This is a genomic window from Jatrophihabitans sp. (genome assembly GCF_036389215.1).
Classification (GTDB): Bacteria; Actinomycetota; Actinomycetes; order Mycobacteriales; family Jatrophihabitantaceae; genus Jatrophihabitans_A.
On record NZ_DASVQG010000300.1, the window covers coordinates 1 to 21,254 of the forward strand.

At 68.0% G+C, this 21,254-nt stretch carries 19 protein-coding genes, 1 tRNA gene and 3 pseudogenes; 16 read left to right on the forward strand and 7 right to left on the reverse strand.

What is annotated here, in order from left to right:
- The coding region (locus VF542_RS16990) for an AMP-binding protein (protein WP_408652882.1) at positions 1-1,016 on the reverse strand (1,016 nt) is incomplete at its 3' end.
- Between the two features lie 323 nt (positions 1,017-1,339).
- Here VF542_RS16990 and VF542_RS16995 point away from each other — a divergent pair.
- From VF542_RS16995 to VF542_RS17005, 3 genes are read left to right on the forward strand one after another with little or no spacing between them, the layout of a single operon-like run.
- Positions 1,340-2,377 carry a TauD/TfdA family dioxygenase gene (locus VF542_RS16995; protein WP_408652883.1) on the forward strand — a complete coding sequence of 346 codons (1,038 nt, stop codon included), beginning with the start codon at positions 1,340-1,342 and terminating at the stop codon, positions 2,375-2,377.
- Positions 2,374-4,101, forward strand: a complete 1,728-nt coding sequence (locus VF542_RS17000) for a non-ribosomal peptide synthetase (RefSeq protein ID WP_408652884.1) — start codon at positions 2,374-2,376, stop codon at positions 4,099-4,101. The genes VF542_RS16995 and VF542_RS17000 overlap by 4 nt, the downstream gene beginning before the upstream one ends.
- A 29-nt stretch (positions 4,102-4,130) precedes the next feature.
- Positions 4,131-4,901: a thioesterase II family protein gene (locus VF542_RS17005; protein WP_408652885.1), complete on the forward strand. Its 771-nt coding sequence runs from the start codon at positions 4,131-4,133 to the stop codon at positions 4,899-4,901.
- A gap of 165 nt (positions 4,902-5,066) precedes the next feature.
- Here the strand turns inward: VF542_RS17005 and VF542_RS17010 are convergent, their stop codons facing one another.
- Complete coding sequence (locus VF542_RS17010; protein ID WP_408652898.1) at positions 5,067-6,368, reverse strand: arginine deiminase; 1,302 nt, start codon at positions 6,366-6,368, stop codon at positions 5,067-5,069.
- Between the two features lie 167 nt (positions 6,369-6,535).
- On the opposite strand from VF542_RS17010, the gene VF542_RS17015 reads away from it, so the two are divergent.
- The 4 genes from VF542_RS17015 (at position 6,536) to VF542_RS17030 (ending at position 10,747) form a co-directional block, all read left to right on the forward strand.
- Positions 6,536-7,027, forward strand: a complete 492-nt coding sequence (locus VF542_RS17015) for a cobalamin B12-binding domain-containing protein (protein ID WP_408652886.1) — start codon at positions 6,536-6,538, stop codon at positions 7,025-7,027.
- Positions 7,028-7,095: 68 nt separating this feature from the next.
- Complete coding sequence (locus VF542_RS17020) at positions 7,096-8,397, forward strand: methylaspartate mutase (RefSeq protein ID WP_408652899.1); 1,302 nt, start codon at positions 7,096-7,098, stop codon at positions 8,395-8,397.
- The gene (locus tag VF542_RS17025) at positions 8,394-9,422 is read left to right on the forward strand and encodes an asparagine synthetase A (protein ID WP_408652887.1); all 1,029 of its coding nucleotides are present in this window, start codon (positions 8,394-8,396) and stop codon (positions 9,420-9,422) included. The genes VF542_RS17020 and VF542_RS17025 overlap by 4 nt, the downstream gene beginning before the upstream one ends.
- On the forward strand, positions 9,419-10,747 hold the full coding sequence (locus VF542_RS17030; RefSeq protein ID WP_408652888.1) for a glutamate synthase-related protein: 1,329 nt from the start codon (positions 9,419-9,421) through the stop codon (positions 10,745-10,747). Before VF542_RS17025 ends, VF542_RS17030 begins: the two co-directional genes overlap by 4 nt.
- Before the next feature lie 21 nt (positions 10,748-10,768).
- Here VF542_RS17030 and VF542_RS17035 read toward each other — a convergent pair whose 3' ends face one another.
- Positions 10,769-11,764 (reverse strand): helix-turn-helix transcriptional regulator, encoded by a 996-nt coding sequence (locus tag VF542_RS17035; RefSeq protein ID WP_408652889.1) that lies wholly within the window; start codon positions 11,762-11,764, stop codon positions 10,769-10,771.
- A gap of 137 nt (positions 11,765-11,901) precedes the next feature.
- On the opposite strand from VF542_RS17035, the gene VF542_RS17040 reads away from it, so the two are divergent.
- The 3 genes and pseudogenes from VF542_RS17040 (at position 11,902) to VF542_RS17050 (ending at position 13,528) form a co-directional block, all read left to right on the forward strand.
- Entirely contained in the window at positions 11,902-12,120 is a 219-nt protein-coding gene (locus tag VF542_RS17040) for a hypothetical protein (protein WP_408652890.1), read from the forward strand.
- Positions 12,121-12,157: 37 nt separating this feature from the next.
- Positions 12,158-12,349: pseudogene (locus VF542_RS17045) on the forward strand (helix-turn-helix domain-containing protein); the annotation flags it as partial.
- Between the two features lie 66 nt (positions 12,350-12,415).
- Complete coding sequence (locus VF542_RS17050) at positions 12,416-13,528, forward strand: AAA family ATPase (RefSeq protein WP_408652900.1); 1,113 nt, start codon at positions 12,416-12,418, stop codon at positions 13,526-13,528.
- A gap of 192 nt (positions 13,529-13,720) precedes the next feature.
- On the opposite strand, the gene VF542_RS17055 is transcribed toward VF542_RS17050, so the two are convergent.
- From VF542_RS17055 to VF542_RS17065, 3 genes and pseudogenes are all read right to left on the reverse strand, one after another.
- Complete coding sequence (locus tag VF542_RS17055) at positions 13,721-13,960, reverse strand: hypothetical protein (RefSeq protein ID WP_408652891.1); 240 nt, start codon at positions 13,958-13,960, stop codon at positions 13,721-13,723.
- 185 nt (positions 13,961-14,145) lie between these two features.
- A pseudogene (locus VF542_RS17060) lies at positions 14,146-14,742 on the reverse strand (integrase core domain-containing protein); the annotation flags it as partial.
- Between the two features lie 319 nt (positions 14,743-15,061).
- Positions 15,062-15,214 (reverse strand): annotated as a pseudogene (locus tag VF542_RS17065) (ATP-binding protein); the annotation flags it as partial.
- Positions 15,215-15,379: 165 nt separating this feature from the next.
- On the opposite strand from VF542_RS17065, the gene VF542_RS17070 reads away from it, so the two are divergent.
- From VF542_RS17070 to VF542_RS17095, 6 genes are all read left to right on the forward strand, one after another.
- Positions 15,380-16,099, forward strand: a complete 720-nt coding sequence (locus tag VF542_RS17070) for a hypothetical protein (protein WP_408652892.1) — start codon at positions 15,380-15,382, stop codon at positions 16,097-16,099.
- Between the two features lie 418 nt (positions 16,100-16,517).
- Positions 16,518-17,393 carry a hypothetical protein gene (locus VF542_RS17075; RefSeq protein WP_408652893.1) on the forward strand — a complete coding sequence of 292 codons (876 nt, stop codon included), beginning with the start codon at positions 16,518-16,520 and terminating at the stop codon, positions 17,391-17,393.
- Between the two features lie 221 nt (positions 17,394-17,614).
- The gene (locus VF542_RS17080) at positions 17,615-18,718 is read left to right on the forward strand and encodes a hypothetical protein (RefSeq protein ID WP_408652894.1); all 1,104 of its coding nucleotides are present in this window, start codon (positions 17,615-17,617) and stop codon (positions 18,716-18,718) included.
- Between the two features lie 215 nt (positions 18,719-18,933).
- On the forward strand, positions 18,934-19,203 hold the full coding sequence (locus VF542_RS17085) for a DUF1778 domain-containing protein (RefSeq protein ID WP_408652895.1): 270 nt from the start codon (positions 18,934-18,936) through the stop codon (positions 19,201-19,203).
- Positions 19,200-19,733, forward strand: coding sequence for an N-acetyltransferase (locus tag VF542_RS17090; RefSeq protein ID WP_408652896.1), 534 nt, complete (start codon positions 19,200-19,202; stop codon positions 19,731-19,733). Before VF542_RS17085 ends, VF542_RS17090 begins: the two co-directional genes overlap by 4 nt.
- Before the next feature lie 457 nt (positions 19,734-20,190).
- Entirely contained in the window at positions 20,191-20,697 is a 507-nt protein-coding gene (locus tag VF542_RS17095) for a transposase (RefSeq protein ID WP_408652897.1), read from the forward strand.
- A 206-nt stretch (positions 20,698-20,903) separates the two neighbouring features.
- Here the strand turns inward: VF542_RS17095 and VF542_RS17100 are convergent.
- Positions 20,904-20,957 (reverse strand) — tRNA-OTHER (locus VF542_RS17100).
- Positions 20,958-21,254: the final 297 nt, after the last annotated feature.

Here is a 21,254-nt window from a genome sequence, read left to right on the forward strand (position 1 = left end):
AGCAGGTAGGCATACCGCTCGCCGACCGGGCTGCCGATCGGCACCGTGTCCTGCTGCTCGCCGGTTGCCGTATACACCGTCGCGGTGATCACCGTTTCGGTGGGACCGTAGGCGTTGAGCAGCCGAACACCGGTCAACTTGTGCCAATCGGTTGCGGCTGCGGGAAAAAGTCGATCGCTGCCAGAGATCATGGTGCGCAGTGCGGCGGGCACCGGACGGCCGGTCCGCAGCGCGGCGACCAGATCGGAGAAGTAGCCGGCGGCCACGTTGGCCACGGTGACCTGCTCGGCGTCCAGCAGTCGCAGGAACTCCTCGGCCGACAGCAGGTTAGCCGGCGGCAGGACCAGGCAGGCGCCGGTCGCCAGGGTGGCCGCGACCTGCTCGATCGCGACATCCACCATGGGTCGGGCAAAGTGCAGCACCGCGTCGTCGTCGCGAAGGTCGAACCGGTGGCTGATCGCCGCGACGTGCGCGGCAAGAACGCCGTGTGCCACCGCGACGGCCTTGGGCACGCCGGTCGTGCCCGAGGTGTGCACCAGGTACGCCAGCTGCTCGGGCGAGCAGCTGGCCACGGGCCCGGCACCGGACGGCAGTTCATCGTCCTGCCCGGTCAGTGTCAACGCGACGGCGGTGTCGGCGAGCAGGAAGGCAGCCCGCTCGGCCGGGGTGGCCGGGTCGAGCGCCAGGTAGATGGCCCCAGCACGCCACACCGCGATCAGCCGCACCACCTGGTCGAGACGGTCCGGGCAGGCCACCGCGACCACCGCGCCCGGCGCTACGGCCGCGGCGATCCGGCCGGCGATCTTGCCGGTCAGCTCGTCCAGCTGCCCGTACGTCATGCTCCTTCCCTGGGCGCGCAGGGCCTGCCGGTCGGGAAAGAGCTCGGCGATCCGGCTGATCGCCGCTGGCACCGTGGCAACACCCACCGCTGGGCCGGCGTCTCCTACCGCGGCGGTCCGCTCGCACAGTTGAATGGAGCCGATCGACCCGGTCGGGATCTGGTCCTGCACTGCCATGCCTGGCTCGCTTTCCGATCTCGGTACACCGACTGGGACACGCGCCGGTGGGATTGACAGTGCGGCACTTGTGCGGCACGGAAGGCCCTACAGGACCAGCGCTGACAGGCAAAGTTACGGACGCCACAGTGACGGGACCGGCAGGTCCGGCGGCACTTGTGCGGCATGCCGGCGCAGGCCGGCCGAGCTGGTCACCGAAACTGCCGCCGCACTGCCGCGGCAGCTGCCGGGGAGGGTACGGCTGGCTGATTAGCGTTCGCCGTGATCGAGCCTGGTGTCCGGTGCGGGCACGGGAATCCGCCTGTTCGGGAAGGGTCAGCGTGATGACAACCGCTGCTGTCACAGAGTTCGTGCCGCTCACCTGGGAGTTGGCGCCGGGGGCGCCGGCCAGCACCCACGTGCCTCCGCTGGACGACGTCGAAGCCGCCACCCGATGGCTGGCCGCAGCCGCCCCGAGTCTGCGTGCCGCGCTGCATGAGCACGGCACGATCTTCCTGCGTGGCCTGCCGATCACCGGCGTGGAGGAGTTCGGCCGCGTTCGGGACGCGTTGATGCCGGCGCGCACTCCGTACCGCGAGAAGGCGACGCCGCGCAGTGACTTCGGCAACGGGGTCTTCTCCTCGACCGACCTGCCGGCCGCGCAGCCGATCCAGATGCACAACGAGAACAGCTACACCCTTACCTTTCCGGGGTTGCTGATGTTCGCCTGCCTGGTGGCTCCCCCGGAGGGCGGCGCCACGCCGGTGGCGGACTGCCGCCGGGTGCTGGCCGAGCTGCCCCCAGCCCTGGTGGCGAAGATGCGTGCGACAGGCTGGCTGCTCAACCGCAGCTATTCCGAGCATATCTCCACCGACTGGCGCACGGCGTTCGCCGCCGACGTTCCGGCCGACGTCGAGAACTACTGCGCGCAGAACCTGATCACGTGCCAGTGGCAGTCCGACGGCCACCTGCGCACCAGCCAACTGCGTCCGGGCATCATCACCCACCCGGTGACCGGCGAGCAGGTGTGGTTCAACCACTTGGCCTTCTGGAATGAGTGGTCCCTCGACGACGAGCTCCGGGAGACCCTGATCGACGAATTCGGCCACGCCGACCTGCCGTTCAACACCTTGCTGGGCGACGGCAGCCTGCTGACCCGGGAGGAGCTTCGGGTGCTGCGCACGACCTACGAGGCCGCGACCGTCCGGCAGCAGTGGCAGGTGGGCGACCTGATGCTGGTGGACAACATCCTCTGTGCCCATGGTCGTGACCCCTACCGCGGCGATCGCAAGATCGTGGTCGCCATGGGCGAGCCGGTGGACATCCTGGACTGCGCACCGACCGTCGACCCGGCCGCTTCGGCTGCCGAGCAGCTCCGATGAGTGACCTGCTCGCTCGGTTCGCCGAGGTGACGCGTCTGTACCCGGACCGGACCGCGGTGCTCGCCGGCGACACCCGGCTGACCTTCCTCCAGCTGGACGAGCGCACCGCCGAGCTGGCCGCCGCGCTCGGCGAGCAGGGCATCGGCCGCGGTGACCGAGTCGGTGTCAGTCTGCCGCGCGGTGCCGAGTTGGTGGTAGCGCTGCTGGCGGTATGGCGGGCCGGTGCGGCCTACGTTCCGCTGGATCCGAGCTACCCGGCTGACCGCCTCAGCTACCTCGCCGCTGACTCAGGGCTGAGGGCCCTGCTGGCCGCCGAGCCGCCCGCCTGGTGCCCGTCCGACGTCGCGGTGCTGGCTCCCAGTGCGGCCGGGCTGCCGGGTGCGCCACCTGCTACTTCCCCGCTGGATACGGCCTATCTGATCTACACCTCCGGCTCCACCGGGCTGCCCAAGGGAGTTCAGGTGCCTCAACAGGCGGTGGCCGGCCTGGTCAGCGCGCTCGAGCTGGCCGGCATCTATGCCGCCGAGCCACGGGTGGTGGCCTGGAACGCCAGCGTGTCCTTCGACGCCTCGGTGCAGCAGTGGGCACGGGTGTGCCGTGGCGACACCGTGGTGGTCCTCGATGCCGAGCACCGCACCGACCCGACCCTCTTGTTGGCCTGGCTGGACTCCTGCGGTGTCACTGACCTCGACCTGACCCCGTCGCACTACGCCGCGCTGCGTGAACACCTGCTGGCCGGCCGCCCGGACGGCCGCACGGTGCGGCTGTTCATCGGTGGCGAGCCGATCCCGTCGACCAGCTGGCGGGAGCTGGCCGAGGCCGGCGCACGTGGGGTGCTCGAGGCGGTGAACCTGTACGGCCCCACCGAGTGCACGGTCGACTCGACCGCCAGCTGGGTCACCGGCCCGGGCGGTCCGCAGATCGGCGTTGCGCTGCCGGGCATCCAGGCACGAGTGCTGGACGAGCAGCTGCGCCCGGTGCGGCACACTGCGGTCGGAGAGCTCTACCTGGCCGGTGTTCGACTGGCCGACGGTTACCACAACCGGCCGGGGCTGACCGCACAGCGGTTCGTGGCGGACCCGTACGGAGCCCCCGGCAGCCGGTTGTACCGCACCGGCGACCACGTTCGCTGGTCCAGCGACGGGGTGCTGGAATTCGTCGGCCGGGCCGACCGCCAGGTGAAGCTGCGCGGTTTCCGTATCGAACTCGGCGAGATCGAGGCGGTCTTGCAAGGACACCCCGGGGTCATCGCGGCCGCGGTGCTGGTGCGCAAGGACGGTCCGATGGAGGAGCGACTGGTCGCCTACCACGTCGGCCCGGACGTCTCGAGCGAGCAACTGCGGGCTGCCGCTGCTGCCTCGTTGCCGGAGTTCATGGTCCCCGCCGAGTTCGTGCAGCTGGCCGAATTCCCCCGCACCGCCAACGGCAAACTCGATGTCGGAGCATTCCCGGCGCCACCCGTCAGCACACCGAGCGGCACCGAGCCGGCCGGTGAGTTCGAGAAGCTGATCGCCGGTGTCTGGTCCGAAGTCCTGCACCGCGACCAGATCAGCGCGGACGACGACTTCTTCGCTCTCGGCGGCCATTCACTGGTGGCACTGCGGGTGGTCGCCCGGCTGAAGAAGAGCTTTGGACTGAGGATGTCGACCAAGGACGTCTACCGACACCCGAGGCTGTCCGATCTCGCCAGGCACGTCGAGTCGCTGACTACTCTGGTCGGCTGAGCCGGCCGAATCCCGGAGAAGAGCGAGAGATGCAGAACATCGACAACGTCGTGGTACGCGCCAGACCCAACCCGCAGGCGACCCGCAGCCTGGTCTGCCTCAGCTTCTGTGGTGGCGGCTCCGGCGGGTACCTGCAGTGGCTGGATGTGCTGCCACCTCAGGTCGAGCTTGTCACCATCTGCTACCCGGGACGCGACGGCCGCTTCCTCGACGACTACGCCGAGGACTGGGACGCCCTCGCCGAGGATGCGGCAGTCGCAGTGGCAGTGGCCGCCGAGCTGCGACCCTACGTCCTGTTCGGGCACAGCATGGGTGGCTGGATGGCCTTCGACGTGGCCAGCCGGCTGGAGCGGCGAGGTGGCCGACTACCCGAAGCGCTCGTGGTGTCCTCGGCGAACGCGCCAAGCCGTGGGCTCACCCCGCGCGACATGTTCCCGGCTCAGCAGGACACCGACGAGCAGCTACTGGACTGGATGGGTGGCAATGGCCTGATGCCCAGCTACGTGCTCGAGGACCCGGAGCTGCGCGAGATGGCGGTGGAGCTGATGCGCGCCGACATCCGGGTACGCGACACCTTCCACTACTCCGGCGAGGCCGGGGTAAACGTGCCGCTGCAGGTGCTGACCGGCGACCGCGACGAGGTCATCGAGTCCACCAGCGCCGAGCAGTGGCGGGCGCTGGCCCGATCCTCGTACCAGCATCTGGAGCTGCCGGGCGGGCATTTCTACACGCCGGAGATCTGGCAGACGCTGCCCAGCTACCTGAGCGCCCTGACCCCGGTGACCACCGGCGCACCCTGACCCCGGCCACCACTCGAACTGCCGACCTGGCGTGTCCGCGACGTGCTTCTGAGGAGGCACTCGGCGGGCACGCCAGGTCTTTGCCTGGAACTGGAGGCTTCGGAAGAAGCCGCCTACCGGCGAAACCTGTCCGCCAAGGCATATCCGCCAGGGCTGGACGGCGGCTCAGGCGTCGCGTTTCAGCGGGCAAGACATACACCGCGGACCGCCCCGCCCCCGGCCCAGTTCGGCACCGGGGATTGTCAACACCTCGATGCCGGCCTTGTTCAGCAGGTCGTTGCTGCGGGTATTACGCTCGTAGCTCACGACCACGTCCGGTGCCAATGCCAGCACGTTGTAGGCGTCGTTCCACTGTTCACGCCGCAGCTCCGCTGGATCGCCGGACATGTCGAGCGCCTCGACGCGGGACAAGCCGGCCAGCCTTGCCAGCACGTCGACGAGCGGACCCGAGTCGGCACACTCCACCGTGCCTCGACGGCCGAGCCGGAGCTGAAATCCTCGCAGGGTATGGGCGATCCCCGGGTAGATCAGGTACCGGTGATGGCTGACCATGGTCAGCACCGTATCGAGATGCATCGCCCAGCGAGCGGTCGGCAGCACCGTGGCGACCACCGCGCGGTTCGGCTCGTCGGCGAGGTAGCGTTCGGCCAGCCGCAGCACCGCGGGGGCGCTGCTGCGCTCGCTCACGCCGACCAACAGATGGCCTTCGCCGATCACCAGGACGTCCCCGCCCTCGACTCCTGCCTGCAGTAGCTTTGCCGGATCTCGGTGCGGCGAAAGGAAACCATGCACCAGCCGGGCGATCAAGGACTCGGTACGACGGGCCGGGTGGGCCATCGTGGCTAGGTGCAGCCGGTCATAGAGCACCGCCGAGGCGTCCCGGACGAAGACCTGGTTGGGAGCCGGCTCGAGCACGAAACCGCCCGGGTCCAGCAGGGCTTCGGGCAAGTGACCCAACGCTGGCAACTCGGACACGGTCAGTCCCTCGACCAGTGCTCGGGCAAGCTCAGCGGCGTCCAATGCGCGCAGTTGCGCGGCCAGCGCCTCGCCGACGGTATGGCCGAGGGCGGTCGGGCCGAGCAGGCTTTCCATCGACTCCTCCCGTGCCCACGGGTCGGCCAGCGCCTGTTCGAGCACCTCCAGCAGATAACGAACCTCAACGCCGCGGGAGCGCAGCAGCGCAACGAACTCGTCGTGTTCCTCGGCAGCCCGCGCGGGCCATGGAACATCGTCGAAGAGCAGCTCCCGGCAGTTCTGCGGTGTCATCCGGCTCAGCTCTCTGCCGGGGCGGTGCACCATCACCTGACGCAACCGGCCGACTTCGGAGGCCACCTGCGGAGCCGGCACCAGCTCGGGCTGCACGGTAATCGCTGCCGGGCGGTCGGCGGGTGCGGACCACATCGGCATGGCGGCATGCATAGTCACGCCGCCAGCCAACCCTTTGCCGAACGGTCGGGTCGGCAGCATCACCGGCAGTTGCCGCGGCTGCCTGCGCCTTGCCCAACGTGCCGACGAAGCTGCCGATCTCCTGCCCCGGATACTGCCGTTGGGTGCCGGCCGTGCTCGTACGGTTTCCTTCGTGCGGCCACCGACCTGCCGCTGTCGTCTCCATCCATTGCAAGGGGAAGGCTGCCATGCGCCTCTACCCGCACCGTCCGCCCCTTGCGGGTGCGCGCACCGTGCTGCTCTCCAGCGTGGCCTCGGACGCCCATACCTGGAACCTGGTGTACCTGCAGCTGGTACTCGAGGAGCTGGGTTGCCGGGTGATCAACCTCGGCGCCTGTGTTCCGGACCGGTTGCTGCTGGCCGAGTGCCACAGCCAGCAGCCGGATCTCGTCGTGCTCAGCAGCGTGAACGGCCATGGCTACCAGGACGGCCTTCGGGTGATCGAGAAGCTGCACGCCGCGCTGCCCCAGTTGCCGGTGATGATCGGCGGCAAGCTCGGCACTGCGGGGCCTGATCCGGCTCGGGCGGAGGCTCTTCGGGCCGCCGGCGCGGCCGGGGTGTTCGAGCAGGGCGGCCTGGGCGTCGAAGCCTTCACCCGGCTCGTGTGCGGCCCGCTCGGCAGTGCTGAACCGGTCACCGCCGAACTGACAGTGGCGCGTCGGCGGGGTGCCGGCGCGTGAACCACGCCCGTCGCCACGCCGCCGTAGCGGGCAGTTCCGCTGCGCCGTTCGGCTCCTACGTCGAGCGGATGCAGGCCGCGGGATTATTGGTGGTGCAGCCCCGGATGGGAATGAGCAGTCCGGCCCGCATGCGTGCGGGGCTGCTGGCCACCAAGCACGCTGACGGCGCCACCGCGGGGACTATAACGCTCGACAGCTATACCCGGGTAGGCGACCATGCCGCTGCCAAGATCGCCCTGTCCGACAAGGTGGCTCTCAACGGTTACCCGATCGTCGCGCACGGCGTCAGGGTTTCCCGCGAGGTGCTGGAAGGCATCCGCGACGAGCACTTCCCGGTGCAGGTGCGTCATGGCTCGGCCAGCCCCGGCGAGATCTTCGTGACGATGGCGATGATCGGCCTGGACGCCAGCGAGGGCGGTCCGGTTTCCTACTGCCTTCCCTACAGCCGGATGCCGTTGCGCGAATCCGTCCGGCATTGGTCGGACAGCTGCACCAGGTTCAGCCGGTTGGCCGAGCTCGGCGCCAGCCCGCACCTGGAGACCTTCGGCGGTTGCATGATGGGCCAGCTCTGCCCACCCAGCCTGCTGATCGCGATCAGCGTGCTGGAGGCGATGTTCTTCTGCAACTGTGGCCTGCGCAGCGTGTCGCTCAGTTATGCCCAGCAGACCTCGGCCGAACAGGATCTCGAGGCGATTCAGGCGCTGCGCCGGCTGGCCGCGGAGCTGCTGCCCGGCGTGCAATGGCACATAGTGCTCTATGCCTACATGGGCGTGTACCCGAGTAGCCGCATCGGCGCCGATCGGCTGCTGGCGGATGCCAGCCAGCTGGCTGTTCAGGCAGGGGCCGCCCGGCTGATTGTCAAGACCGCGGCCGAGGCACACCGGATTCCGACGGTGGCCGAGAACGTCGCCGCGCTGGAGCAGGCCGCGCGGACAGCGATCACCGCCACGGTGCTGCCTCCAGTGCCTGAGACCGGCCTGTACGCCGAGGCCCGGGCCATCGTGGAGGCGGTGCTCGACCTTCATCCAGACCTCGGTCGGGCGCTCGTCGGCGCGTTCGAGCGTGGCTACCTCGACGTGCCGTACTGCCTACACCCGGACAACCTGGGCCGCACCCGCAGCGTCATCGACGATGCCGGGTGGCTGCGCTGGTCGAGCACGGGAAACCTGCCGGTGCCGGCGGTCGATCAACGCCGGGATGCCGGTGAACTGACCTCATCCGGCTTGCTCGCCGCGCTGTCATATCTGGCCCGCCGGTACGACGGCGACGAGCCTGCTTTCGCGGCTCCGCAGCAGACACAGCCCCTTCCCGATGAAGCGACAGCGTTCGGCCGGTCGGTCGAGCCCTCTGAAATGGAGCACGCCAGATGATCCTTTCGACACGGGGTCCGAGCCGGGAGGGGGCGGTTGACGCCGCTGACCTGTTGCCACCGGACCCGCGCGAGCACCTCACGTCCGAACGCACCCGCGCGGCACTCCGACTGCAGGGCGTCGCGCTCACTGCCGCTCGGGAGCACCTGGCCGCAGCCGGCTTCATCGAGTTGCTGCCGCCCATCATCGGCCCGGTCACCGACCCGGGCGCCCGCGGCGCCAAACAGGTCGACATCGACTACTACGGTCAGCGCTACAAGCTGATGACGAGCGCGATCCTCTACAAGCAGGCCTCGCTACTGGCCTTCGACCGGATCTTCTGCATCGCTCCGAACGTCCGGCTGGAGCCGATCGAAACGGCGACCACAGGTCGGCACCTGACGGAGTTCCATCAGATCGACGTCGAGATGGCCGGCGCCGGCCGTGAGCAGATCATGACGGTCGCCGAGGAGCTCCTGCGGCACGTGGTCACTGCGGTCGCCTCTCGTGCCGGTGACGAGCTCCAGCTGCTCGGCCGGGACGTCGAGGTGCTGACGGCGGGGGTGCTGGCTCCCTTCGCGCACCGACCGCATGCCGAGGTCACGGCCGAGCTGACTGCTCGCGGTGAACTGTGCAATCCCGACGCCGAGATCGACTGGCTCAGCGAGCGGCTGCTGTCCGAACGCAGCTCGGCACCGTTCTTCGTCACCGACTACCCGAAGGGCTCGCGCGGTTTCTACGACCGGGAGGACGCCGCCAGGCCCGGGGTGCTGCGCAATTTCGACCTGCTGCTGCCGGAGGGCTACGGCGAGCTGTGCAGCGGCAGCGAACGAGAGCACGAGTACGCCCGGGTGGTCGCCCGGATGCGAGAGACCGGTGAGAACCCGGCCAAGTACGGCTGGTATCTCAAGCTCGTTCGGGAGGGCATCCCTGCCAGCGCGGGTTTCGGGATGGGTCTGGAGCGGCTGGTCCGCTACCTGGCCGGCCTCGAGTCCGTCTGGCAGGCACATGCCTTCCCGAAGGTGGCCGGAGTGGTGTCGCCGTGACCAACCCCACCGCCGTTCCGGCGCTGTCCGGCGAGAGCGCCCTGCCCGCGACCGGCGCATTGTCGGCGACCGGGTTTCCCGTCGAGCAGGTGCGCGCCCGCGCCCGGCACGGCAGCGCCTGCGCGTTCCCGCCGGTGGACAGCTACGGAACCGCGCTGCTTGGCGCCCAGGCAGCTCCGGCGGTGGACGATCTGTTGGAATCGTTGCGGATCACCCCGCCGGTGTTCATGCCGCAGCGGCTGGAGAAACTGATCGAGCTCGCCCGCGAGCCGATTTACAGCGACGTCGAGACGGAGACGGTCATCGGCGGCTTCAGGGCGCCGCTGCCGTTGTTCGTCTCCGCACTCGGCTCGACCAGCGTCGCGACCTCGGACCGCTCACTGGCGCTCAGCCGGCAAGCGGCGAGGTTGGGGCTGCCCATGGTGATCGGCGAGAACATCGTTCCGTCAACCGGCTACCGTGGCGGCAGCGAGGGACTGGCCCGCTCGCTGCTGTCGCGGGTGCTGGCCTACTGCGATGAGCTACCGGCTAACTGGGGCGGTCTGGCCATCCAGCAGAGCACCGAGGATGCCGACGCCGAGGTATGGAACTTGGTCTACAGTGATCCGGCTGCGCTGCCACTGCTCGAATCGGGTCGGCTCGCGTTCGAGCTGAAGGTCGGGCAGGGCGCCAAACCCGGTCTGGGGGGTATGACGGTGCTGTCGGCCGCCGCTGCCCAGGCGCCGGCCAACGTCTTCGCCGTCGACCCGATCTTCGGGGCCGATGCCGGGATCGTGATGCGCAGCGCCAGCCCTGGTACCTTCACCGAGGAGATTTTGCGCCAGCAGATCCGGTTGATGCGCAACAACTTTCCGCGGGCCAAGGTCTGGGTGAAGCTGCACCCGGGCCGCGACATCGGCCATGCCTACGCGGTGGCCGTGGCGGCCGGCGCGGACGCGGTCACGGTGGACGGAGCCGAGGGCGGCTCGGGCTGGGCACCGAAGGCCTTCCTGGCACACGTGGGCCTGCCGCTCGGTGAGTGCCTGCTACGCACCGACACCCGGCAAGGCTGCCTGCTCGCGACCGGACGAATGTGGGAAGGCAGCCGGGTGGTGAAGGCCCTGGCACTCGGCGCTCGGGCCGCCGGCCTGGGCCGCGCGGCCTTCCTGGCAGTGGACGAGGATCCCGAACACGGCCTGGTCCGGCTGGTCGAGTGCCTGGCGTTGGAACTGAGCTTGCTCGTCAGCGGCGTCGGTAAGTACCGGCCGGGCGATCTGACAACCGAGGACCTGTGGCCGCTACCGGCAGCTGCGGCCACGACCGCCGAACGCGTCGCGGTCAGGTAGCGCCTCTGCGCGAAGCGCCCGCTAGTACCCGGCGTCGTCGACGACATCCTCCTGCCCGTCTTCGGTGAGGAACTCCTCTCGGGCCAGCAGGTAGCCGAGTTGTAGTCGGCTGTCGGCGCCCAGTTCCTTGCGTATCCGGGCCAGGTGGGTGTGGTAGGTCCGCTCGCTCACTCCGATCCGCTTGGCGATCGCCGAGTCCGTCAGGCCCTGGATCAACAGGCGCTTGATCATGCGGTGGATGTTCGGCACGACCTCCGAGGACGACACCACCGCCCGAGCAGGCCGGAATTGCAGCGCGCGCTGCCAGTTGCGGTCGAACAGGTCGGACAGGAACGCCACCACGGCGTGGTCGGTGATCGCTGCCGCCGTGGTCCGAGTGGCGTTGCCCGGGACGATCACCAACGACCTGTCGATGATGAACAACCGGTCGAAGAACTCGTCCAGCGTCCGCACCTCGCCACCGTGTTGGACGACTTCGCGCACGTACTGCTTGGTCGGCTCGTTGAAGCGGGCCGAGTGCTGGTACAGCGTTCGCAGCCGGACTCCGCGGGCCAGTAGCTCAAGTGCCAGGGGCAGCGCGGTATTCAGCACCTCAGCCGACCGACCGCCGCCGGGCTGGGCAGTGATGATCTCCTCGCTGGCATCCCGGGAGACCTGCCCGATGAAGGCGGTGATAGCGCTCAGTCCCTCGATGTAGCGGACGGATCCCCGTTGCTCACCCTGTGACGCGGTGTACTCGAAGGTGAGGTCCGTGAGATCTCGTTCCAGGGCCGAGGCACGGACCTGCAGTGCCCATGCTTGTTGGCGCCACTTGCCGGCCAACTCCATCTCAACCTGCCGTGGATCGACCGGCACGAACCGCTCCCCGTCCGGGGACAGCTGGATCAGTCCGAGCTCGGCCAACTCGTGGATACCAGGCAGGTCCGTTGCCACGGGTGCGGAGCCGCCCTTTGCGACCAGCAAGTAGGTCAGGCGAGCCTCCGGGCTGAGGCCACCTCCGGAGGTCGGCTCCGTCACCTCAACCCCTCATCTTTCTGCAGTGCAGCGACTTGGTGTGTGCAGGCGATTGTTTCAGCTTCAAACGTACCGCAAGGTTCTTTTAGGGCTGAGGACCACTTCTCGGCAACAAATACCAGATTCTATGGAGCGATCACATGCGTACAAACTCCTTCACCGCCGCAGCCAGCACCCGCCGCGTCATCCGACCGGCGCGTGCTCGTGCGCTCACCATTCTTGTCGCCCTGCTCGTGCCCGCTGCCACCGGCTCGGCAGTCGTCGCTTCCACCCACCTCGGCCATCCCGAAACCATGGTGACCGCCGATCTCGGGTGGGACGGAACGGACAGCCTGACCGGCACCGCCATCCATTCTTGAGCACGAAGCCCACCCAACACACCGAGCCGAGGACATCGTGAATCAGGACGAAGCGAACGAGTTCGGCATCCTTCTCCACGAATACCGTGGGCGGGCCGGCCTGACGCAGATCCAGTTGGCGGACCTTTCTACCGTAAGCGTTCGGGCAATCCGCGATCTCGAACTCGGCAGTGCGAAACGCCCTCGGCGTGACACTGTCCGGTTGCTGGCCGCCGGGCTCCGGCTGGGGGCGCAGCGTCGTGTCAATTTTGAGCTAGCCGCTGGGGGTAACCCGGCGACCGCCGCCTTCGATGCGGTGAGCGGCACCCAGGCCATGCCGCGGCCGAGCGGCCCGATGTACGGCCGGGACGCCGAGCACCGGGCGCTGGCCGAACTGCTGGTCTCCGGTGCCCATCGACTGGTGACGCTCACCGGGCTGGCCGGCATCGGCAAGACCCGGCTCGCGTTGACCGTGGCATACGAGCTGCACGACACCGGCCGAATGCGGATGCTGTGGCTGCCGGCTCCCGAGATCGCCGGTCAGCCCGCGCCACCGGCGGCCCCTCGGTACTGGCCGGCCCAGTCGCTGGCGACCTGGATTCGTCCCCTGTTGAGCAGCGAGGACGGACGGCTCGACGATCTGGCCGAGCTGATCGGCACCACTCCCCTGCTGCTGGTACTCGACGGCATCGACTCCACCGATGCGGCGAGCCGGCCATCGTCGGCGAGCCTGTGCGAGTTGTTGGCCTCCTGTCCGAACCTGCGGGTCCTGCTGACCGCTCGCGCCTCGACCGAGTTCCCCGGCACGCATCAGTTCCCGCTGCGACCGTTGCCGACAAGCAAGGCTGAGTCAGCGGACGGGTACAGCGCGGCAGTGGAGTTGTTGTCGTGGAACCTGCGCTCCTTGCAACCCGGCCTGCAGCTCACCAGCGAACACACCGAACAACTCACCCGGATCTGCTGGTGGCTGGACGGCATTCCCGCTGCGCTGATCGGCGCAGCGTCCTGGTCGTTGCTGATGCCCTTGGTGGAGCTGGCCGATCTGGCCTACCGGGATCCCCTCACCGTCTCGGAGTCGCCTGCTCTGCAGCACCGGCCGAGCGACCTGCGATCCGATCTCACAACGATGCTCAGCGAACTCGACCCGGCCTGTCGGGCCGTGCTCGACGCACTGGCCGCGCTCGACGGTGAGCTGACGCTGCCCGAGATCGCCCAGCTGACCGGTTATCCCGTCGGGCAGATTGCGCACCTGCTGCACCTGCTGCTGACCCAGAACCTGGTACGAATCGTGGAGCAGGAGCGAGAGACCCGGTTCTGCGTGCTGAACACGGTGAGCAGCTTGCTTACTCAGACCTCCGCGACGACCAAGATCACGGCCACAAGACCATCCGCGCCGCACGGTGCAACACCGTTTCGTTCTCACGGGTAGCTACGACCGTCACCGCCGGCAACGGCGATCGCAGTACGTGGCCACGCAGGCATACTCGAGACACCCGGTCGACCCGGAGCTGACGGCCGGCGGCAGCAGGCAGACCTCAATCGCACGAAGCGGCGTAGTGAACCGCGTAGCGTGGAGGCTCGTCACGGACCCCGCCGTACTGCGAGGTGTGCGGCCTTGACTTCACGCCGAGAGCATCGACTGGGCGGCACTCGGCTTGGCGCCGCGGTGGTTGGACGAGGACTTGAGCGAGGCTGTCGCCGCGCCGGACCCGAGCATGTTCCTCAACCAGGGTGCCCAGGAGTGGGACCGGATGTTGGACGGGCTGCGGCCCGAGGCGAGATTGTTCTGGCCGTGTCGATGGTAGGCAGCGACGGGGAGGCAGAGATTGTCTCTATCCAGGATTCCAGCGCGAGCGTGCATCTGCCGGCCTCGACATCGACGAGCGTCGCAGGGGCACAGATCGCGCTGAGGTCTCGGCTGGATCCAGCACCAGGGCTGGGCCGCGCGGACCGGGACCTGGCGCTGCGCATCACGAACACGCGACCTCCAGAGTTGCCATGGTGGCGGCTGTCGATGCCGGGTATCGAGGCCTGGAGGCCCCGCATTTACTGGGAAAGTGGGGCTGTGGAGGTTCCGTTGCGGACCTCCCCTTGGCTGGTTCGTGGCACGGTTCTGATCAGTTCGGCCCCGCGCCAGACGCGCAGCAGCTGGCTGCTGACCTCGATATCGACGCTGGCGCCGGCGTGTGAGGTGCCGAGGCAGATTTGCTGCCAGGACACTGAGATCACACCGTTGGCGGCGACCCGGCGGCTGATCCAGGCCTCGCCCGCCCGGTCCGGCTCCGGCGCAGTGAGCTGGGCCGCGGCCGGCGCCGGCCCGGTCTGGCCGGTGAACCGCTCAGCCGGTGTCGCCCCGTCCAGGGACTGGTGCGGTCGTTCGGTGTTGTAGTGGGCGACCCATTCGTCGAGGGCCTGCTGGGCGGTTCTGAGCGAGGAGAAGACCCGGCGGGTGTCGAACTCCGCGCGCATCGTGCGGTGAAACCGCTCGATCTTGCCGGTCGTGGTCGGTGACCTGGGAGCGGTGAGCAGGTGCTCGATGCCGTTCTCCCGGCAGATCCGGTCGAAGAGCACCTCGACCGGCGGATGGTTGAACTTTCCTGTGAACACCCGCCCGTTGTCGGTGAGCAGCTGCTGCGCAGCCCCACCCCTATGCGCAACCGCCAGACACCAGGGACTCCGGGCAAACCGTCCGTCCTTTACCCGCCGAATCCTCGTCTGTAACAAGGCCAGCTGAACGCGCCTCTCCGCGAGTCTCGTCCCACCTGCGGCTTAGCCTCGGTTCCTGATCAACACCTAGGCATCAACGCGACATAACGTTGCAGCACGATCGGCGCAGGTCGCTGGGGCATCGACGGCCGCTTCTTCAGCGCAGTAATCGGCCACCTGCCCGTCCGCCATCCGGTGCCTCCGAACGCAGCAGGTCGCCCGCCGCCACTGGGCCACCTTCGGTTGTTGATGTTGGTCAGTCTTGGTCCGTGCTGGCCACGAAGCGGCCGAGGTCGCGGTCTTTGAGCCGGTGGCTGCCGCCTTTGAGGGCTACCACCTCGGCGTGGTGGACGAGGCGGTCGATCAGGGCGGCTGCGACGACGTCGTCGCTGAAGACCTCGCCCCACCGGCAGGACCGCGGGTCTTCCGATGTGTTCCGAGGGTATACGGAGTGTATGGCTTAATAGTTTAAATAGTCTATGTACTAAATGCCCGATTTATTTCTATAGTGCATGTGGTATTTCGAGCGACCACATCGGGTGGCCACTCGAAGAACAAGCTAGGAGGACGCTTCATGTCCAAGAAAAGGTTGTTAGCGGTTCTGGCGGCCGTCTCTGCTCTGACGGCACTCGCGGTGCCGGCGCTCGCAGTGCCGGCCCACGCGGTGCCGTCATACGGTCTCGCATCCCCGGGGGTGCTGCCGGCGGGCGCGGTGCCCGACAGTTCGCGCTTGCCCACGCTCGAAGGTGGCGTCAAGGACCTGACCAAACTGACCGTCAGCGGCTACTACGCGTTCAACGCGCCCGGCCTTGCCGGCCACCGTGGCGTGGCCTACGTCTCGACGCCGGGGACCTGGGCCGATGCGCCGGCAGCGATCAAGCAGCTCCCGGTCTCACAGTCTCTGCTACCCGCCGAGCGCACCAGCAAGTGGGTGGTGATCTACGACCCGGCCACGATGGAGAGCGGTCCGTGGGCCCCCGCGTCGACAGCGTCGGCCACTGGTTGTGTGGCCCCGTGGTTCTGCCTCTACACCGGCAGCAGCTTCAGCGGTTACAGGTGCCAGTGGCAGTCCACGGGCGTGTGGCAACCCATAAGCGGCACGAGCTGTGCGACGAGCACCCAGTCGATGGCCAACCCCAGGTCCTATTGGTCGTTGATAAGGCGCGGCGATGGCAACAACTACTGCGCCCGGCCGCTCAGCGAGGACACGTCACTGGCCGACAATGGGTTCTCCAACAGCACCTATACCTACAACAGCACGTCCACCACTGCACAGTCCAGCTGGAACTGCTGAACCAGGCGCAGCCCAAGCGCCGCACCTGGCCGCGGGCCACTCCGTCGGGGTGGCCCGCGAGCGGTCGCACGGCAGGCGGCTGCGTGCCGGTGCCGGGCTGCGGTGCCGGGCGTGTTTCCTGGCACCCGGCCCGGGTGGTCAACGGGTCGCCTTACGGATCATCGTCACTACCCATGCGACGGTGCCGAGGAGAGTCGCGAGGGCCGTGAGGGTGCGTAGGTCTCGTTCGTTCATGTTCTCACCTCCTTCCTTGCGGATAGCGTGACGAGCGAGCATGGGCTGACCTATGAGGGCTCCGTAGGGAAAGCGTCGGAGGGCTGTTCTACGCTGTCGCCGTGCCTGCGCAGCGAGAACACGTCTGAGGGTCGCGGTCGCCGACGCGCAGCTATCGGACGCGGCCGCCGCGACCGGCGTGACGGTGAGCCCTGAACGGGTGCGGCGGTGCCGGACCGCCGGACTTCTGGAAGTTCCGGAGGGCAGACGGGACCGCCCGGCCGGCGCACCTCCGGGACGTGCAGCGGCCGAGTACACCGACGAGCAGGGCGTCGAGCTGATGCCGGTACTGGCACGGCTGGCGGAGGTTTCGCGGGCAGGGCGTCCGGCGCACGACCTGGCGTTGCTGCTGTTCAGCGCCGGACTGCCCAGCCCGCCCGAACTGGTTCGAGCAGGCGTCGCCGGCCACCTTGAAGCTGCCCGCGACCAGGTCTTTGCGCAGCTGAACGGTGCGCCGCGGATCGAATCTGGTCTAGCTCTGTCGAGCGCATACGAGGCGGCAGAGAAGTTCGCAGCCGAGCAGAGCGCGGCGACGGTCGGCAGGCCGAGTGGTTCGAGCGAACCTTCGAGCCGCAGGTCGAGCGTCGTCGAAGGCGACGTGGAGTCGGCGCTCATCGGTGTGCTGGCGGCGGCGTTCGGCGATCCGCCGGACGGGAGTGACCGGGAGGGGGTCGAAAGGCTGGTCGACGCCGGCGGCGCACGCGGCCTCCTCGTGGAGCTCGCACCCGGTGTCGGGCCGGTCGTCGCCGACGCGAGCGAGTACGTGGACGCGGTGAAGCTCACCGGCGAGGCGCTGCTCGGTCCGGTGCCGGAGATGACCACCGCGAACCTCAACGCCGCCTACCACGCGCTGTCGACGCTTACCGCTGCGCTGTCGCTCGTGCCCGAGCAGTTCCGCCACCACTTCGGCGGAATGGCCGTCGCCGCCATGTGGGTTCCGGACGATCCGGGGCACGGTTGCGCGGTCGCTGCAATGGTGTCTGAACATCCGCACCAACGAATTGGACGCGAACATCGCTGACATCGTCCAGTCCACGACGATCGCCTTCAGAGAAAGTCAAACCTAGAACCAGCCACCGAGCTGACACTCCCCCTTCCGCGTCCGGCTCGGCGTCTGCGATGAGAGCCGACAGCCGTGAGTCAAGGGCCGCGGCGGCGTTACACCGCTTGGCGCTCCTCAGCGCTCGATGCGCATGATGTTGCAGGCTCTGAAGTTGTCGTAGACGTGCCGTAGAAGGGGGCATGGTTCTGACTGCCGAACTGCTCGTCGTCGGTTACGACCTCGACGCTGAGTCCGAGGTACACATCGGCGACCGGACGCTGCCCGAGTGGCACGCGCTCGGCTACAAGGGCACCCGACGGCTTGTCTGCTATCTGTGCTGGACTGGCGTCGACGCGGCGCCGGACACCGAGGTGGCACTCGTTCCGCGCGGTCGCCTCGGCGGCAAAAACCGTGCGCATTTCGCTCACCCGCCCGGCGCAGGCGTCCATGGCAGCCGAGCGGCCAAGGAGACGATCTGGCACCTCGGCATGAAGCACCGGCTCGCAGGCTGGGCGATCGGACTGCCCAACGTCGCAAGTGCTGTACCGGAGCGTTGGACGCCGGACGGCAAGCGGCGTGCGGATGTATCGGTGCTGCTAGATGACGGGTCCCGGCTCGCGCTGGAGGTGCAGTCGCGAATCATCACCGACCGCGATTGGGTGACCCGGCACGCCGACTACGCCACCAACAGCATTCAGGACGTCTGGTTCATGCGATCGGGTGCGAAGACGCCATACGTCCTCCACGAACGCGGGGTACAGAGTTTCACCGTCCACGACGACACCGTGATCGCAGTTCAGCTCGGCAAGGCTCACCCCCGGGCCGGCAACTGGTGGGAAGGCGACCTCGACACGCTTGCGCTCCACTACCCGCCGTGCGCCGGGGAACCGATCGAGTACCTGCGGCTCCCGCTGGACACCCTCGGCCTCGACCGGAACGGCCTGGTCATCGCCAAGGCAGTCGCCACGCGCGTCGAGGCAGATCTTGCCGAGCTGCGCCGCGACGCCGAGACCGCGAAACGCGAGGCCGAATACCAGGCGCAGCGCTGGGCACGGTCGCATCAGCAGCGCGCGACGCCGATCCCGCCGGCGCCACCGGAGCCGACAGAGCCGCAACGGCGCATCGCCGAGCTGCGGACGTCGACCCAGGCGCGGCGACCATCGATCGGTCTGGGAGGTAGGGCCCACAACCCTTCCCGAACCAGCCCGCCACCGGCCAAGCCGCCATGGGTACCGGTGCCAGCCTGGCAACGATGGGTGATCTCGGCACGCTCGCTTGACAGGCGCACAGGCTCCTCGGCATGAGGTGCCGACATCACCACCGTGTTCAGACCGCCGCCCTAGCACCCAGCATCCGCGTTCGGGCGGCCGAATCCGGGGTAGCGGTGACCCTGTCGTGCCGCCTTTGGTCGGATCCTTCCAGTTGCGCGCGGCCCTGGGTGGTTGAGGAGTGGGTCTGGCCAAGTCAGTTGCGGTTGCCGTACAACCGCCGTACAGTGGGTGCGGAGAGTGAGGCAGGGATGACCGCGACTAAAACCCGCCGACTGGAGGCGCGCACCGACGAGCAGACCGAACAGCTCGTCGCAGACGCCTCCGCGTTGTTGCACATGTCCAAGACTGCCTTCATCGAGGAGGCGGTGCGCACCGCGGCGCGCAAGGTCGTCGCCCGAGCGGATGTGACGATCATGTCCGCGGACGTCTTCGACTCCATGATGCGCGCTATCGACGAGCCTGACCACTCCCCTGCGCTCGCAGATCTAGCCCGCGTACCTCACCTGATCGGACGGTGAGCACCCCCAGTTACCGGCTAGCACCGTTCGGGCCAGGCCTGGACCTGACGGGCTTCGACTGCGGCGAAGAGGCCTACAACGCGTGGCTGTTCAATGCAGCCGCCCAAGCTCACAAGACAGGTTCGGCGCACGTATCGGTGCTCGAACGTGACGATAGCGGCGGTGAGCGAGTTGTGGGCTACTTCGCCGTCTGTCCCACCTTGGTGGTGCGCGATCAGATGCCCAAGCCGATGCAACGGCGGATGCTGCGCAGCACACCGGGATGGCTGCTCGCCAAGCTCGCGGTCGACAACAGCCTGCGCAGCCAGCCGGAGCAATGGGGTCGACAACTGCTGCGGGAAGCACTGCTGGCGATCATCGCCGCAGCCGAGCGAGGTGGCGGCGCTGTCATCGTCGTCGACGCCGGCAACGCCGGCCTCGTGCCGTTCTATGAACGCAACGGCTTCACCTCCACCGGCGGCACGGACCTACGCCTGTTCATGAAAGTCGCCACAGCCCGCGCCTACCTGCTCCAGAACGACCTCGGCTAGCGCAGCCACTGATTAGCGGGCAACAGCGGGCAACAAGCACTCACAGATCCTCAAGAGATCGCTTCGACGCTGCTACCTCACACGGAGGCACACGCCCGAGTCGGCGATCTGGGACAGTGCGCTTAGACAAGTCACCTGCGAGTGTCGTCTCTACGAGCTCGAAATGTTATAGAGCCGTAGCGAATGCCACAACCCGTTAATCTACAAACCAGACGGAGCCTCGTGATCTAACGGCGAGGATGAAGTGTCAGTCCCGGGCCGCGCCATGACTGCGCGGAACACGAGTCCCGCTCAGGCCTTAACCGCCACGCTAGCCAGGTTGCCCGCTCGGCATCGCCTTCACCGAGGCGCAAGCCGTTCCAACTTGCTGCAGTTACGCGCGCAGGTTTCCGCGGCGATGCTCGGCAGCGAGCACCATCCAAATTGCCCACCATGCTGGCCGGGTCATGATGACACCGTGGCCTCTTCCGCCCGCCCGCCTGGCCTGCCACCAATTCTCGCCGACACCCTCGACGTTGCCCTTGGACGAAATCCGTCGTGCGGATCCGATCGCGTCGGGCAGCGGGGTCCCGCCGGCAACGCGCGCCTTATGGCATTGAGCGAGACCCGGAAGTACCGGACATTCACGCCGGAGCAGAAGATCGAGATCGTGCCGGCAGGTCTGCGTGGTGACCGGCCGGTACGCGACGTGTGCCGGGAGTGCGAGATCAGCGAGGCCCTGTTCTACCAGTGGCGCGAACGGCTGCTCGAGGGCGGCCAGACCGCGCTGGCCACGCCGCGGGACAAGAAGCCGCCCGAGGCCGCCGAGCTGGCGAAGCTGCAGAAGAAGGTCGCGCAGCTGGAGCGGGCGCTGGGTCGCAAGACCTACGAAATCGACAAGTGGGGAAGCAGACCCCACCCTCGGAGCTACCTCTACCGGGCGGTCGACCAGCACGGTCAGGTCATCCTCGTTCGTTCTCTCTGACCGGAGCGGACGGTCGCCGAGCCCGGAGCTCGCACGCTGCCTGCACAGCAACGCAATGGGGGCCGTCCCGCATCGTGGGCGTCGAATACTCCGCTGTTGGACCGCTGTGCGTACGTCGTGCACCGGTTCACCCGCTCTAGCCGACCCGGAGCACCGCCTCGCCGCCCTTGATCGATCGAGATTCGCCTTATACAGTTTGCCGAAAGTGGGGCGGGTGGGGCTCGAACCCACGACCCAGGGATTATGAGGTCTACCGCCCCCACCCTTATGCACACGCGCCAGACAGCAGGGATTCCGGGAGAACCGTGCGACCCTACCTCGCCGAATCCTCGTCTGTAACCTCGCGACGGGAACGCTGTCCTACTCGCCCCATCCTGCCAGATGCACTTCCAGCCGCCCCCATTGGCTCGACACGGAGCCATGGGCACGACATAACGTTGCGGCTCTCAAGCGCACGTGGCTGACCTCCGAGCGAGCACTCCTCACTCGGGGTAACGCCGCTGGACCGGCCCCGGACCCGGCGCCGAACGTCGAGCCAGCCCACATATTCGTCCCCC